Origin of the sequence: Nocardia sp. NPDC006630, assembly GCF_040611495.1 — a bacterium.
Classification (GTDB): domain Bacteria; phylum Actinomycetota; class Actinomycetes; order Mycobacteriales; family Mycobacteriaceae; genus Nocardia.
This window is the reverse complement of the sequence record NZ_JBEXOK010000009.1, coordinates 172,756-186,330: the sequence shown is the minus strand read 5'-3', so window position 1 is coordinate 186,330 and position 13,575 is coordinate 172,756. Positions and strand designations below refer to the sequence as shown.

General features: G+C 65.2%; 13 protein-coding genes. 10 read left to right on the top strand and 3 right to left on the bottom strand.

All coding sequences use genetic code 11. The features are described from left to right. Positions 1-26: 26 nt before the first annotated feature. From ABZX86_RS27045 to ABZX86_RS27035, 3 genes are all read right to left on the bottom strand, one after another. Complete coding sequence (locus ABZX86_RS27045; RefSeq protein WP_355127460.1) at positions 27-1,109, bottom strand: GGDEF domain-containing protein; 1,083 nt, start codon at positions 1,107-1,109, stop codon at positions 27-29. A 418-nt stretch (positions 1,110-1,527) separates the two neighbouring features. Then, on the bottom strand, positions 1,528-1,947 hold the full coding sequence (locus tag ABZX86_RS27040; RefSeq protein WP_355127459.1) for a CD225/dispanin family protein: 420 nt from the start codon (positions 1,945-1,947) through the stop codon (positions 1,528-1,530). Positions 1,948-2,085: 138 nt separating this feature from the next. Continuing rightward, positions 2,086-3,651: an adenylate/guanylate cyclase domain-containing protein gene (locus tag ABZX86_RS27035; protein WP_355127458.1), complete on the bottom strand. Its 1,566-nt coding sequence runs from the start codon at positions 3,649-3,651 to the stop codon at positions 2,086-2,088. A gap of 279 nt (positions 3,652-3,930) precedes the next feature. Here ABZX86_RS27035 and ABZX86_RS27030 point away from each other — a divergent pair, with 279 nt between their 5' ends. From ABZX86_RS27030 to ABZX86_RS26985, 10 genes are all read left to right on the top strand, one after another. After that, a complete protein-coding gene (locus tag ABZX86_RS27030) occupies positions 3,931-4,668 on the top strand; it encodes a response regulator transcription factor (RefSeq protein ID WP_355127457.1) in 738 nt (245 codons plus the stop codon). After that, entirely contained in the window at positions 4,655-5,596 is a 942-nt protein-coding gene (locus tag ABZX86_RS27025) for a HAMP domain-containing sensor histidine kinase (RefSeq protein WP_355127456.1), read from the top strand. The genes ABZX86_RS27030 and ABZX86_RS27025 overlap by 14 nt, the downstream gene beginning before the upstream one ends. Before the next feature lie 148 nt (positions 5,597-5,744). After that, on the top strand, positions 5,745-6,254 hold the full coding sequence (ectA, locus tag ABZX86_RS27020) for a diaminobutyrate acetyltransferase (RefSeq protein ID WP_355127455.1): 510 nt from the start codon (positions 5,745-5,747) through the stop codon (positions 6,252-6,254). After that, positions 6,251-7,525: a diaminobutyrate--2-oxoglutarate transaminase gene (ectB, locus tag ABZX86_RS27015; RefSeq protein ID WP_355127454.1), complete on the top strand. Its 1,275-nt coding sequence runs from the start codon at positions 6,251-6,253 to the stop codon at positions 7,523-7,525. The genes ectA and ectB overlap by 4 nt, the downstream gene beginning before the upstream one ends. 1 nt (position 7,526) lies before the next feature. Continuing rightward, positions 7,527-7,922: an ectoine synthase gene (locus tag ABZX86_RS27010; RefSeq protein ID WP_327146103.1), complete on the top strand. Its 396-nt coding sequence runs from the start codon at positions 7,527-7,529 to the stop codon at positions 7,920-7,922. A gap of 24 nt (positions 7,923-7,946) precedes the next feature. Further along, on the top strand, positions 7,947-8,831 hold the full coding sequence (thpD, locus tag ABZX86_RS27005; protein ID WP_355127453.1) for an ectoine hydroxylase: 885 nt from the start codon (positions 7,947-7,949) through the stop codon (positions 8,829-8,831). A 648-nt stretch (positions 8,832-9,479) separates the two neighbouring features. After that, positions 9,480-10,370 (top strand): helix-turn-helix transcriptional regulator, encoded by an 891-nt coding sequence (locus ABZX86_RS27000; protein ID WP_355127452.1) that lies wholly within the window; start codon positions 9,480-9,482, stop codon positions 10,368-10,370. Then, positions 10,367-10,570: a DUF397 domain-containing protein gene (locus ABZX86_RS26995; protein ID WP_355127451.1), complete on the top strand. Its 204-nt coding sequence runs from the start codon at positions 10,367-10,369 to the stop codon at positions 10,568-10,570. Before ABZX86_RS27000 ends, ABZX86_RS26995 begins: the two co-directional genes overlap by 4 nt. Before the next feature lie 702 nt (positions 10,571-11,272). Continuing rightward, positions 11,273-12,865 carry a TROVE domain-containing protein gene (locus tag ABZX86_RS26990; protein ID WP_355127450.1) on the top strand — a complete coding sequence of 531 codons (1,593 nt, stop codon included), beginning with the start codon at positions 11,273-11,275 and terminating at the stop codon, positions 12,863-12,865. A gap of 155 nt (positions 12,866-13,020) precedes the next feature. Continuing rightward, a complete protein-coding gene (locus tag ABZX86_RS26985; RefSeq protein ID WP_355127449.1) occupies positions 13,021-13,575 on the top strand; it encodes a TetR/AcrR family transcriptional regulator in 555 nt (184 codons plus the stop codon).

Sequence of the window (13,575 nt, the reverse complement as noted above, 5' to 3'; positions counted from 1 at the left end):
GGGGAGTGCGGCCGCGCAGCGGAAGCTCAGCTGCGCCGTACTTCCGGTCGAATCGCCTCGTCGATGACCACGCGATTTCCGCCGTCGTGTTTGGCTTGATACATCGCCGAGTCGGCGCGCTGCAGCAGAACCTGCGGTGTGGGGTGCGGGCCATCGCCGCCGATCGCCACGCCGATGCTCACGGTCACCGGCACGGTGTGCTGGGCGGCGGCGGACTGCCGGAACAGTTCGGCCGCGGCACTGGCCTCCTCGGCGGACATCAACCCGACCACGGCGAATTCCTCACCACCGGTCCGGGACACGATCAAATCGGGGGTCGCGGCCGCCTGAATCCGCTGTGCTGTCCGCATCAGCACGTCATCGCCCACCGAATGCCCGAAGCGGTCGTTGACGCTCTTGAATCCGTCCAGGTCCACGATCATGACGCAGATCCGAGCAAGATCACTGGTGGCGAACATTCTGCTCAAATGGAACTCGAGCCCGCGCCGATTGATCAGCTTCGTCAGCGGATCCGACATCGATTCGGTCTGCACCAGCCAGAACATGAACTGCAGCGAGGGCAGTGCCACCACCAGCGCGGCCATCACGATCAGCACGATGGCGGTGGCGAGGAATACGTCACCGCCGCCGCTCACCATGTGCCAGGACAGCACCAGTACCGACAGCACCGACCAGAGGGCATGCGCGGCAAGGACTTTGGGACTGTGGAAGAAGGTGAGATAGGAGCCGGTCACCACCAGCAGGATGACGCCGAGCGACCCGTACACCCGATTCGAGTCCTGCAGACAGCCGACGGTGATGCTCACATCTGCGGCGGCGAACAGGATCAGCGATTCCTTCGCGCTCGGCCACGGCCCGAACCACCACCGTAGCGCCCACAGCAGTGCGCCGATACCGATGACGGCGAAGATCACGCGCCCCGACGTATCGGAGGGTCCACCGGGTGAGGCCGCAGTCGCCGCGGCCACGAAGGCCATGACCAGGCCACCCGCGCCGACGGACCATTGCTCCCAGCGCAGCACCGAATGCGATTCCAGGACGTGCACCAACCAGCGGCGATCGATCGGATCTCGCCACCACGATTTCAACAATCCCGCGCTGCCGGCCATGGGCTCCGTTTGGTCTCGGTCATGCACCGCGCAAGACCCGCCATACCCACGAAAGTCCGGGTCACTGCGATTTCACCTGTCAGATGCCACCCAGTGTAAGACGCCACCGCCCGGGCCCCGGCGTAGGCGCGGCCCATACCGGCTCAGGCGGCGGGTACCGGCTGCGCGCCTGGCACAGCCCGTACGAGCACCGCGGACAGCTCGAGCGCGGCCGGTGCGCGACGTATTCGACAGCTGCGGTCGGAACCGCGGCGCTGACGGGCGGGAAGTGCGCGGTGGTCCGCGTTTTACCCGCCCGGATACGGCTCCAGCGCGGCATTCGGTGGAATAACGAATTGTGCATGCCCGCAGTGCCTTTCACCTGCTCGGTATGGCGATCGCGTGCGGTCCGCGATGCAGGGCGCGGCGGGCGTGCCGGTCAGCCGCGGCGCATACGCGGGGGCTGTCCGCCGGAGAAGCCGTGATGGTGGTGTCCGTGATGGATCATCACGATCAGCAGGATCAGATACAGCGCCCCGAACAGCACGATCAGCGCGCCGCCGACACACAGCGATACGATGCCGAGCCAGCGGGCCCGGTGCGAGGCATGCTGCGCGCCCTCGGCATCACCCTCGCTCCAGAGCGGAAACACATTGAGCGCGTGGGTGAATGCCGAGAAGGCCAGCGGCCAGAAGACCAGCAGGGAGGCGACCGCCCAGCCCACATTGCTCGGCGGGCGGCGCACGGGGAACGCGGGCGGTGCGACCGGCGGGGGTTCGGTGGCCTCCGGTGCGGGTTCGGTGCTGATCGGCTCGGTGACGGAAGTCTCTGCTTCCGATTCCGGTTTCGGGTTCGTCATTGTCAAACCTCTTCGAATTACCAGGTAGGCGCTGTTCGCCACCTGCTGTGAGGTCGATTACGTCACTGCAGTCTGGTGAAGACCGGTGAATCGCCGGTGAGACACCGGTGACCTTCCTGCGTGGTTGCTGAATCCCCGCTAGCGACGGGGCCGGGCGAGGCGTGTCGGCTGAATCCGGCCCCGGAGTGTCACCGATTCGCCGATGTCCCAGTGCTTCTGTTCGGCGGCGGCGGCCGCGTCCACGGTGCTCGCGGAGGCCAGCACCCGGTGCTCATCGCTCTTGGCGAGTTCGCACAGGCGTGCCGCCTCATTGACGGCATCACCGATGACGGTGAACTCGTAGCGGCGGTGCGCGCCGACATTGCCCGCGACAACGCGTCCGGCGGCGACACCGATACCGGCATCGAATTCGGTGGTCTCGCTGGCGAGCCGCTGCCGGATGGCGCGAGTCGCCGCGAGTGCCGAACCCGCCGCATCGGGCAGCAGGGCGGGCGTTCCGAAGACCGCGAGGGCGGCGTCGCCCTCGAATTTGTTGAGCAGTCCGCCGTATCGCTCGACCTCGTCGACCACAATGCCGAAGAAGTCATTGAGAATCGTCACGATCTCACGCGCCGGGCGGGTCGCGGCCATGGTGGTGGATCCGATGATATCGATGAAAATCGCTGCGGCATCCAATTCTTCGCCGCCCAGCTCCGGATTGCGCTGCAGCGCAGCCGCGGCGACGTCATGGCCCACATGGCGTCCGAACAGATCCCGGATCTGTTCCCGCTCACGCAATCCCAGCACCATGCGGTTGAAACCGCTTTGCAGTTCCCCCAATTCGGTGCCGTCGTAGACCGTGACCGCCGCTTCCAGATCGCCGTCCTCGACTCGCCGCAGCGCATTGCGCACACTGCGAATGGGTGCGACCGTCGCGCCGAGCGTCTGTGTCATGAGCAGCCCGCCGAACACCAGCGTGGCGCCGCCGAGCGAGAGCACGCAGACCGCGAGCCGTTCGGTACTGATATCTACGCCGCTCAGCGCCAGGATCGCGACCACCATGAGCAGGGCAACGGGTGTCCCTGAACCGAGCATCCAGACCAGCGCCGATCGGCCGAACACTCCGATCCCGCGCAATTGCCGCGACGGCGCGGCATCGAGCACGCGCGCGGTGACCGGTCGCAGGGCGAACTCCGCGGCCAAATAGCTGTTGGCGCAGACGACAATCGCACTGGACCCGATGCCCAGTACGAATTTCGGCACGAAGGCGGGGTCGGCCAGTCCGTACAGCGGCGTGAGCACCGCCATTCCGCCCAGCCAGAGCAGCGCCTGCTGCACGACCAGCCGCCGGGGCACCCGGGCCGCCGCATGCCGCTCCTCGGCATCCGGTATCCGGTCCGGATCGGTCGACCAGCGCAGCGTCCGGAGTCCCCAGACCGTCCCCCACACCATCCCGAGCAGCAGGGCCAGCGCCGCGTACAGCGGAGTCGCGACGAAGTTCAGCAGCACCAATCGGCGTGTGAACACCGACGGTCCGGGCAGGACCACCCCGATCAGCACCATGGCCACCGCGATGCCGATCAGATTCGCTCCGATCAACGGCACGGTGAGCAGGACCTGCACGCGCACCCGCCGGGACATCGCCCCTTCCTCGGCGGGTCCGAGCAGCCTCGAACCCCATGGAGCCGCGCCCAGCGCCTGCTTGACCCCCTCGCCCTCGACCATGCGTGCAGCCTAGGCGAGACCCCGAGCCGGTGCCGCAGTCCGCCGGACAGATGTCGTGCCCCGAACCGCGCCGATCCACGGCTGGTTGTCGCTGGTCAGACCTTCGAAGGGCCGGTATCGATGACGGTGTGCCGGTATCGGGGTTTGCTGGGAGTTGTTTGGCGACCGTTCGGGCGGGTACCCGATGTAGTCGTGTGTTCGAAAGGTGCGCCTGCGGGCAGCAGGCGCTTGATCGTGAGGATGCGGTTCGCCGTATCCGTGTGCAGGTGAGGGATGTGTATGGGTGCCAGCCTGATGATCGTGGAGGATGACGACCGGGTTCGCGGCGCTTTGCGGCTCGCCATGGAGGATGAAGGCTACGACGTCGCCGAGGCCGAGGAGGCCGAGACGGCGCTGGAACATCTGCGGGACCATGGTGTCCCGGATGTGATGATCGTCGATCTCATGCTGGGCGAAATGGACGGATTCACCTGTATTCGTGAGGTGCGCCGCGATCATGATGTGCCGATCATCGTGGTGAGTGCGCGCGACGACACCCATGATGTGGTCGCCGCATTGGAGGCGGGCGCGGACGACTTCGTCACCAAACCGTTCGAGATCAAGGAGATCACCGCGCGTATGCGCGCGCTGCGCCGGCGCGCGCGGCTGGCGTCGTCCCGGGACGACGCGCCCGATGATGCGATCGAGGAGGCGCCCGAAGAGGTGCTCCTGGACGCCGATCCGGATTCGCCGCTGGTGCTGTCGCCGGACGGCGGCACGGTCCGGCGTGGTGACGAGGAACTCCATCTGACCGTCACCGAATTCCGGGTGCTGTGTGAACTCGCCGCGAGTCCCGGGCGGGTGCTCAGTCGCACGGCGCTGCTCGAACGCATTTGGGACCGGGGCTTTTTCGGCGATGAACGCATTGTCGACGTGCATGTGCGCCGCTTGCGCACCAAGATCGAGCACGATCCCTCCGATCCGCAGATCGTGGTGACCGTGCGCGGTCTGGGTTATCGACTCGATGCGCAGCGCTGATCCGGGCGGTACTGTCCCGGGTTCGCGCACCGAAAGCCTGCGCAGCCGTGTGATTTTCGCATTCACACTGGGGGCCGGGCTGATCGCGCTGGTGGTCGGAGTCACCGGATACTGCGTCGGTCGCGAAGGCGCCGATCCGGTGTTGCTGCTGGTCGGCGGCGCGCTGGCCGCGGGCGCTTTCGGTGCGGCGGCGGGCATTTGGGTGAGCCGCCGATTGTCGGCGACGGTCGACGACTACGACATGATGGTCGATTCCCTGCGGCGGCGCATCGAACGCGAGCGCCGCCTGGTGGGGGATGTGAGCCATGAACTGCGCACCCCGCTGACCACCCTGATCACCAGTGTCGGTGTGCTGAACCGGCATTCCGAGGAACTGCCCGAGCGTTCCCGCCGTGCGCTGGAGTTCGTCAGCGCCGAGCTCGAACATCTGCGTCACATACTCGACGACATGCTCGAGCTGGCACGGGTGGAGGCCGGTGTGCATCGCGGCGATACCGAACCGCTTTCGGTTGCGGAGCTGCTCAGACATATGCTCGCCGAGCGTTCGTACAGCCTGGACCTGCTGACGGTGACGGGTGAGGTGATGATCTCCGGCCGCAAGGTCGAGCTGGAGCGCGCGATCGGCAATCTGTTCGAGAACGCGAAGCGGCACGGTGGCGGCGTGACCGCGGTGACCGCCGCGCGGGTCGGAATGGAGGTGGTGATCACCGTCGACGATGCCGGCCCCGGAGTGCCTGCGGCGGAACGTGAACGCATCTTCGAGCGCTTCGCGACAGTCCGCAATGCCCGCCGTTCCGCCAGTGGCACCGGTATCGGGCTGGCGCTGGTCGCGGAAACCGTTGCGGCCCATCGTGGCCGGGTGGAGTGCGGCGAACGGCCCGGCGGCGGCGCCAGATTCACTGTTCGATTGCCCGGCGTCGCCGGATGACACGGGATCGTCACACGATCGTAATGAACCCAACAGCAGACCTCAAAGTTCGTCCGCGAGGCTCGAAAGGGTCATGCAGACGCAATTGAAGCAATTCGAAGCAATAGTCCAGCAAATCACTCGAGAGCGGCACTCCGCGTTGCCTCCGGTGCGCGGCAGCAACGAATTTCTCGTCCGGGCTCCGACATTGGAGGACGGAGCCCGGATATGGCGCATCGCCGCGGATTCCGGAGTCCTCGATACGAATTCGAGCTATGCCTACCTGCTGTGGTGCCGCGATTTCGCGGACACCTCGGCGGTTGTCGAAATCGACGGCAAAGTCGGCGGATTCGTCATCGGATACCTGCGTCCGCAACAGCCCGGGACGTTTTTCGTCTGGCAGGTCGCGGTGGATGAGACATATCGCGGGCGCGGCCTGGGCGGGGCCATGCTCGACTCGCTCATGGACGGCCTTGCCGGGCAGGGCGTCTCCACCCTGGAGACCACCGTCTCGCCGGACAATGCGGCCTCGACCGCTATGTTCGCCGCACTCGCCCGCCGCCGCGGTGCACTGCTCACCGCGCGGCCGCTCTTCGATCCCGGCCATTTTCCGGACGGACACGAACCCGAACACCTGTTCCGTATAGCCACGGCAATAGACCAGGAGGTGGGCCGATGACTGCCCCCGATTTGACCATTTTCGACGAACTCGAATCCAATGTGCGCGGTTACTGCCGCTCCTGGCCCGCGGTGTTCGATACCGCGTCCGGAGCCTGGCTACGCGATGAGGACGGCCGGGATTACCTGGACTTCTTCGCCGGCGCGGGCGCGCTCAATTACGGCCACAATAATCCGGTGCTGAAGCAGGCGCTGCTGGAATACCTGGCCGGCGACGGCATCACGCACGGTCTGGATATGGCGACGGTCGCCAAGCGTCGTCTGCTGGAAACATTGCAGCGCACCATATTGCAGCCGCGCGGTCTGGACTACAAGGTGCAGTTCCCCGGGCCGACCGGCGCGAACGCGGTCGAGGCGGCGCTGAAACTGGCACGCAAGGTGACGGGCCGGACCTCCATTCTCAACTTCACCAACGCTTTTCACGGTATGACGCTGGGCGCCCTGGCGGTGACCGGCAATGCCGCCAAGCGGGCCGGTGCCGGTGTGCCGCTGCCGCATTCGACTCCGATGCCCTATGACGGCTATCTGACGGATTCGCAGGACGATCCGTTCGTGTGGATGGAGACCATCCTCGATGACGCTTCCTCCGGGGTGGACAAGCCCGCGGCGGTGATCGTCGAAACCGTCCAGGGTGAGGGCGGCGTCAATATCGCTCGTCCCGAATGGCTGTGCGCCCTGTCCGAATTGTGTTCGGCGCGTGAGATTCTGCTGATCGTCGACGATGTGCAGATGGGCTGCGGGCGGACCGGGCCGTTCTTCTCCTTCGAGGAGGCGGGCATCATTCCCGATATCGTGACGCTGTCCAAATCCATTGGCGGCTACGGGCTTCCGATGGCGCTGGTGCTCATGCGTCCCGAGCTCGACCAGTGGGCGCCGGGGGAGCACAATGGCACGTTCCGCGGTAACAACCCGGCGTTCGTGACCGCACAGGTGGCGCTCGAGCACTACTGGTCCGACACCCTGCTCTCCACCGCGACTCTGGCCAAGGGTGAGCTGGTACACCGCACCCTCGACGAGATGTGCGGGGCATTCCAGGGTCTGTCCACACGCGGTCGCGGCCTCGTGCACGGTGTGGTCTTCGACGAACCGTCCCAGGCGGGCAAGGTGGCTCAGGTGGCCTTCGAGCGCGGACTGCTGGTGGAGACCTCCGGAGCCCAGGACGAGGTGATGAAATTGCTTCCGCCGCTGACGATTACCGAACCCGAGCTGGATCACGGACTCGCCATCATCGCCGACGCGGTCGCTGTTGTGTGCGACGGAAAGGGACGCTGACATGATCGTGCGTAGCACTGCGGAGATCACCGGTACCGAACGTGATGTGGCAGAGGCGGGTTGGCGCAGCAAGCGCATTGTGCTCGGCGGCGACGGTGTGGGTTTCTCGTTCCACGAGACCACGATCGAGCCCGCGACCGTGCACGAGTTCCACTACCTCAATCATGTGGAGGCGGTGTGGCTCGTCGAGGGGGAGGGCAGTCTCACCGATCTCGACAACGGCGTCAATTACGAGCTGGGTCCGGGATCGATGTACCTGCTCGACGGCCACGAGAAGCACCGGCTGCACGCGCATACGCGGATGCGGATGATGTGTGTGTTCAATCCGCCGGTCACCGGCCAGGAAGTGCACGACGAGAACGGAATCTATCCGCTCGTCGCGGTATCGACCGACTAGTGGAATGACGGGAGTTTCCAGGGCATGACGGCAACGTACGACACCCGGTTCGACAGATATCCGACGCGCACGGACGGACCCGCACCCCATCTGGAGCGCACCGATCCCACCGTATGGGGTGAGGTCGGGACGGCGGCGCTGGCCAGTTTCGATGCCGACGGGTACGCGATCCTGGACGGCCTGCTCGATCGGGCGGAGGTCGCCGATGTCGCGGCCGAGATCGAGCGCATGACCGGCGATCCCGAGCTGATGCTCGACGAGCGGGTCGTGATCGAGCGCGAATCGAACCGCGTCCGGTCGATCTTCGAGGTGCACAAGCTCAGTGTGCTGATCGCGAATCTGTTGCGCGAGAGTCGAATTGCCGGAATGGCCCGGCAGGTCCTCGGCTCGGAGGTGTACATCCATCAGAGCCGGATCAACTACATGCCCGGTCTGCGTGGCGCGGGTTTCTACTGGCATTCCGACTTCGAAACCTGGCATGCCGAGGACGGAATGCCCGCGCCGCGCGCGGTCAGCCTCTCCATCGCGCTGACCGACAATTTCCCGTTCAACGGCAGTCTGATGGTGATGCCCGGCTCGCACCGGACCTTCGTGCCGTGCCAAGGCCAAACTCCCGCCCAGCACTACCGGGATTCCTTGCGGGAACAGCAGATCGGCGTCCCCTCCGAGGCCGACATCACCGATCTGGCGAACCGCCACGGCATCGCCCAGTTCACCGGCCGCGCCGGCTCCGCCCTGCTGTTCGACTCGAACATCATGCACGGCTCGCCCAACAACATCACCCCCTTCCCCCGCTCGAACCTCTTCATAGTCTTCAACAGCGTGGACAACACCCTGACCGACCCCTACGCGGCCACCACCCCCCGCCCCACCTATATAGGCAGCCGCGACTTCACCCCGGTCATGTAATCAGCGCCGCCGCGTCGAGAGGGACCACCCGAAAGGGCGGTCCCTCTCGCCATTTCCCGGACCTCAACGCCCACCCTCCGTGTCCAATAACCGCAAAGCCCGACTACCCGCCGTGCACTCCCCGGACCGGCAATCACGATGCAGCGCAACTACTTCCACTAACTGCCCCCGCGACCGCCCCTCCAGCACCACCCCATGATCCGCCAACTCCAACGTGAGCGGCGCAATGTACTCCACCCTCCTCACCTCCGATGCTTCCCGGAAGCCCGATGCCGCCCAGCCGAAACCGGCATCAACACCCGCCGCTCCCCACCGAGCCGCCCGCACAACACAAGAATCGCCCGACCGAATTCCGCCTGAAGCAACATAGGAAAACCTCCTGCTGCGATGTGTTCCGAAGCCCGCCGATAGCCGGTACTCCGCTCACCACCCGAAGCATTTGCGAAGGGGCACAACGCAAGAGCGATCCGCGCTTCGAGTGGTCCAGGACGTCCCGGCCACCGGGGGTGCAATCAGTACACGCCCGACGGCCCCGGTTTGGAATCTCCAAACACGCATTTCCGTGTTCGCGATGCGGGCATTCCTCTACGGTCATTTCCACGACAGGGCTTTCCAGAATCTAGAGCGTCCGATAGTGAGGCTAACGAGATGGGAACTGGATCGACGCTGGCCCGCAGAGCATTGGGGCGAGAGCTCAAGCGACTGCGAGAAGCAAAGGCAATGAATCAGTCTGCCGCGGGCCGTGTCATCGGTGTCTCGCCGCAAACCATTGGGCGCATGGAGGACGGGCTACCGACCAAGGTTTCCGATCTGTACGTGAACGCGCTGTCCGACGCCTACGCGGCGACGAATGATCAGCGAAAGATGTTGTTGGAGCTGGCACTCGAGGTGCGAACTACACAAAAGTCAGGCGGCGGTTGGTGGCGCGCGTATGCCGACTCCGGGATACGGCTCGGAATCGACCACTACATGGGACTGGAGGAGTCGGCCCGCAGGCTGGCAACCTGGAAGGTGACCATTGTGCCGGGACTGCTCCAGACCGCTGAGTATCGCCGCGCGATCGCGTGGACCGACTCGCCTGGTTTGCCGCCCGAGCAGGTCGAAAGGCGGATCGAGGTCGCGATGCGGCGGCAGGAACGGCTCGCGGACGCCGCTTTCGCAGTGGACGTGATCCTGTGGGAATCGGTGCTTCGCGACCAGATCGGTGGCCCAGGAGTTATGGCTGAACAACTCCGGCGGATTGCCTTCATCGGACAGCGCCCCAACGTGTCGGTTCGTATCGTCCCATTCAACGCCTCGGGCCACCTGGGATCGGTCGTGGGATCGTTTGTGCTGCTGGAGTTTCCACAGCTCGCGGCTACCGGCTTGATCGAGCCCCCCGTGGTGTTCGTGGAAGAATATGCCGGAGACCTCTACCTTGAGCGAGAGGCTGAGGTAATGCGGTACCGCGACGCGTTCGCCGAGATCAGCCGCGTGGCAGTAGATCCCGACACGAGCAGAACCCTCGTGCTCGAGATAGCGAAGGAGTATGGCCAGTGAACACCGATCTATCGCGACCGGAGTGGTTCAAGTCGAGCCGCAGCACCTCGTCGGGAGAGTGCGTAGAGGCCGCCCACTTCGCCGGGGGAGCAGTCGGCGTCCGCGACTCCAAAGATCCGGCCGGCCCGGCGCTCACGTTCGGTCCGCGGCAGTGGGACAGCTTCCTGATCGCTGTTCGCGCAGGTACTTTCGACAGGTAGCGCGTGGCGCGGTGAAGCTCCGGTCTCGAAGTGGAACCCGCGATCTCAGGCGTCGCCGAGTGGGCTCTGGTGGTGGGATTTCTCGGCGTGTCCCCACCGTCAGAGCCCACTCGACGTTGTACTGCGCCGGGGGTCGGTGAGGTGCGGTGGATCGAGGGTGATGAGCGAAGGTGCGGGGTGCCGGCGAAATTGGTTGGCGCGTGGAGGGGGTGGCCATTTACAGTCGATCATGTACAGCAGATGTTGTGTGAGCGGGCCGGATTCGGTCGGTTACCACTTCTAATGGGGATGTCGCGAGTTCGAATCTCGCCGGAGGCTTGCTTCCGTAGCTCAGTTTGGTAGAGCGCCAACACGTCGGTCGGAACAACATGACCGCTCACCTTCGTCTGCTGTGGCGAGTAAGGACGGGCCGGAGCTGATCGGTTATCGGTTACCGAGGTTCGACTCCTTGCTGACATTCGGAGTGATCCGTATGTCAGTCCCGGTCGGCACACCATGACCGTCCGCACTCGAATGCATTACAGGAGAACGGAAGACGGGCCGGTTTCGATCGGTTATCGGAGCGGGAATACGCGGGTTCGACTCCCGCCGAACGGCATTGCCGTTCGTAGCCGAGTGGATAGGCGCCCGCCAAACCCCGATCGGCATACACATGCCCGTCTTTTTCCATGCCCTTCGCAGGGCCGAACAAATGAGGTGAACATGGACGCTTATGCAGGCGTGAACCTGCGGGCAACCCCGCAGTCGCAGCCCGCCGACCGGCGCCAGGTTGCCAACAATGCCGGCGGCTTCACTTTCGAGGTGACGCCGGAGGTACGGCTGCGCCGATTCCTGACGCTCGGGACCGAGGGCGGAACGTACTACGTGAGCGCGCGTGATCTGACCAAGGAAAACGCCACTGTCGTACTGGATTTCGCGCGCACTCGCACCGCGGACCTGGTCGCCGAAATCGTCGCCATCTCGACCGCGGGCCGGGCCCCGAAGCAGAACCCGGCGCTGTTCGCCCTCGCTGCCGCCGCATCTCTCGGTGACGTCGATGGCCGCCGCCTCGCGCTCGACGCCTTGCCGCTGGTCGCACGTACCGGTACCCACCTATTCCTGTTCGCCCGCTACATCGAGCAGTTCCGTGGCTGGGGACGCGCGCTACGGCGTGCCGTCGCGCACTGGTACGTGGACAAGTCCGTCGACGACCTCGCATATCAGGCCGTGAAGTACCAGCAGCGTGAGGGTTGGACGCACCGAGATCTGCTGCGTCTGTCGCACCCGGACACCGACCAGGACGAGCGCCGCCGCCTGTTCGATTGGATCTGCCACCGCGAAGCATCGCTCGAGGGGCTGCGCCTGATCGAGGGGTTCAAGCGCGCCCAGGACGCGCCCGTCGCACGCATCCCGGATCTCGTGCGCGAGTACCGGCTGTCGTGGGAGATGCTGCCCGACTTCGCCATCAACGAGGCGGCCGTATGGGAAGCGCTGCTGGACAACGGCATTCCGCAGACGGCGCTGATGCGCCAGCTGCCGCGCCTCACGCGTCTGGGCCTGCTGTCCCCGCTGGGGGCGCGTACCAAGGCCGTCGCCGAGCAGCTGGCCGACCGCGATCGTCTGCGTAAGGCTCGCGTACACCCGGTGAATGTCCTTGTCGCGCTGCGTACTTACGCGTCCGGCCGATCGGCGCGCGGCGAAAGCTCCTGGGAGCCTTCCCGTCCGATCGTGGATGCGCTCGATGCCGCGTTCTACCAGGCATTCGAGTCGATCCAGCCGACCGGTAAGCATCACCTGCTCGCGCTGGACGTGTCGGGATCGATGACGACGACCGTCTCGGGGCTGCCGTTGACCGCCCGTGAGGCGACCGCTGCGCTGGCACTGGTCACCGCATCGACCGAATCCTCCTACGACATTGTCGGATTCACCTCGAACGGCGACTACCGGAACGCCGCACTGACCCGCCTGCCGATCAGCCCGCGTCAGCGCCTCGACGACGCGATCCGAGCGGTGAGCAACCTGCCGTTCGGTGGCACCGACTGCGCACTCCCGATGCAGTACGCGCTGCAGCACAAGCTGCACGTGGATGTGTTCGCGGTCTACACGGACAATGAGACCTGGGCGGGGCGGGTGCATCCGCATCAGGCGCTGCAGCAGTATCGGCGTGAGATCAACCCGGAGGCGAAGTTGGTGGTGGTCGGCATGACCGCGACGAACTTCTCCATCGCCGATCCGGCCGATGCGGGGATGCTCGACGTCGCCGGGTTCGATTCGGCGGTGCCGACGCTACTGGCGGATTTCGCGCGTGGGCTCTGACGGTTGCGTGTGGCGATGATATGAAACGACGCTGACCAAGTACCTGGTCAGCGTTGTTTCGCTTGTGCGAGAGACGGATCCGAAAGCCGCTGCGACCGGATGACCGCGCGGCGGCAGGGTTGCTGAAATATGTAGGTCGGTCTATTGTTTGTCTGGTGAGCAACAAGGGAGCCGAGACCAGGGTCAAGCTGTTGGATGCGACGCGGACGCTGGTCGAGGCTCGCGGGTACTTCGGGACCGGGCTCAATCAGATCATCGAAACCAGTGGGGCGCCGAGGGGTTCGCTGTACTTCCATTTCCCCGGCGGTAAGGACCAATTGGTCGGCGAGGCGATCGGGCGCAGTGGCACCGATATTGCGGAGCTGATCGCCATCGTCGAAGCGCCGAATGCGCGAGAGTTCGTGCGGCAGTTGCTCACTCTGCTCGGCGACCGGCTGGAGCTCTCCGAGTGGACCAGTGGATGCCCCGTCGCAGCCGTCGCGCTGGATGTGGCCTCCTCCAATGACACTGTGCAGCAGGCATGTTCGGCTGTCTATCGGCAGTGGGAAGACGTGCTGCGCGATCGGCTGACCGCCTACGGTCATCCCGAACCGGAACGCTTGACCACCGCGGTTCTCGCAATGATCGAAGGCGGCTTGATTCTGGCCCGCACCCACCGCGACCGCACACCCCTGCGGCAGCTGGCCGAGATCGTCGACGTCCTCGTCTGA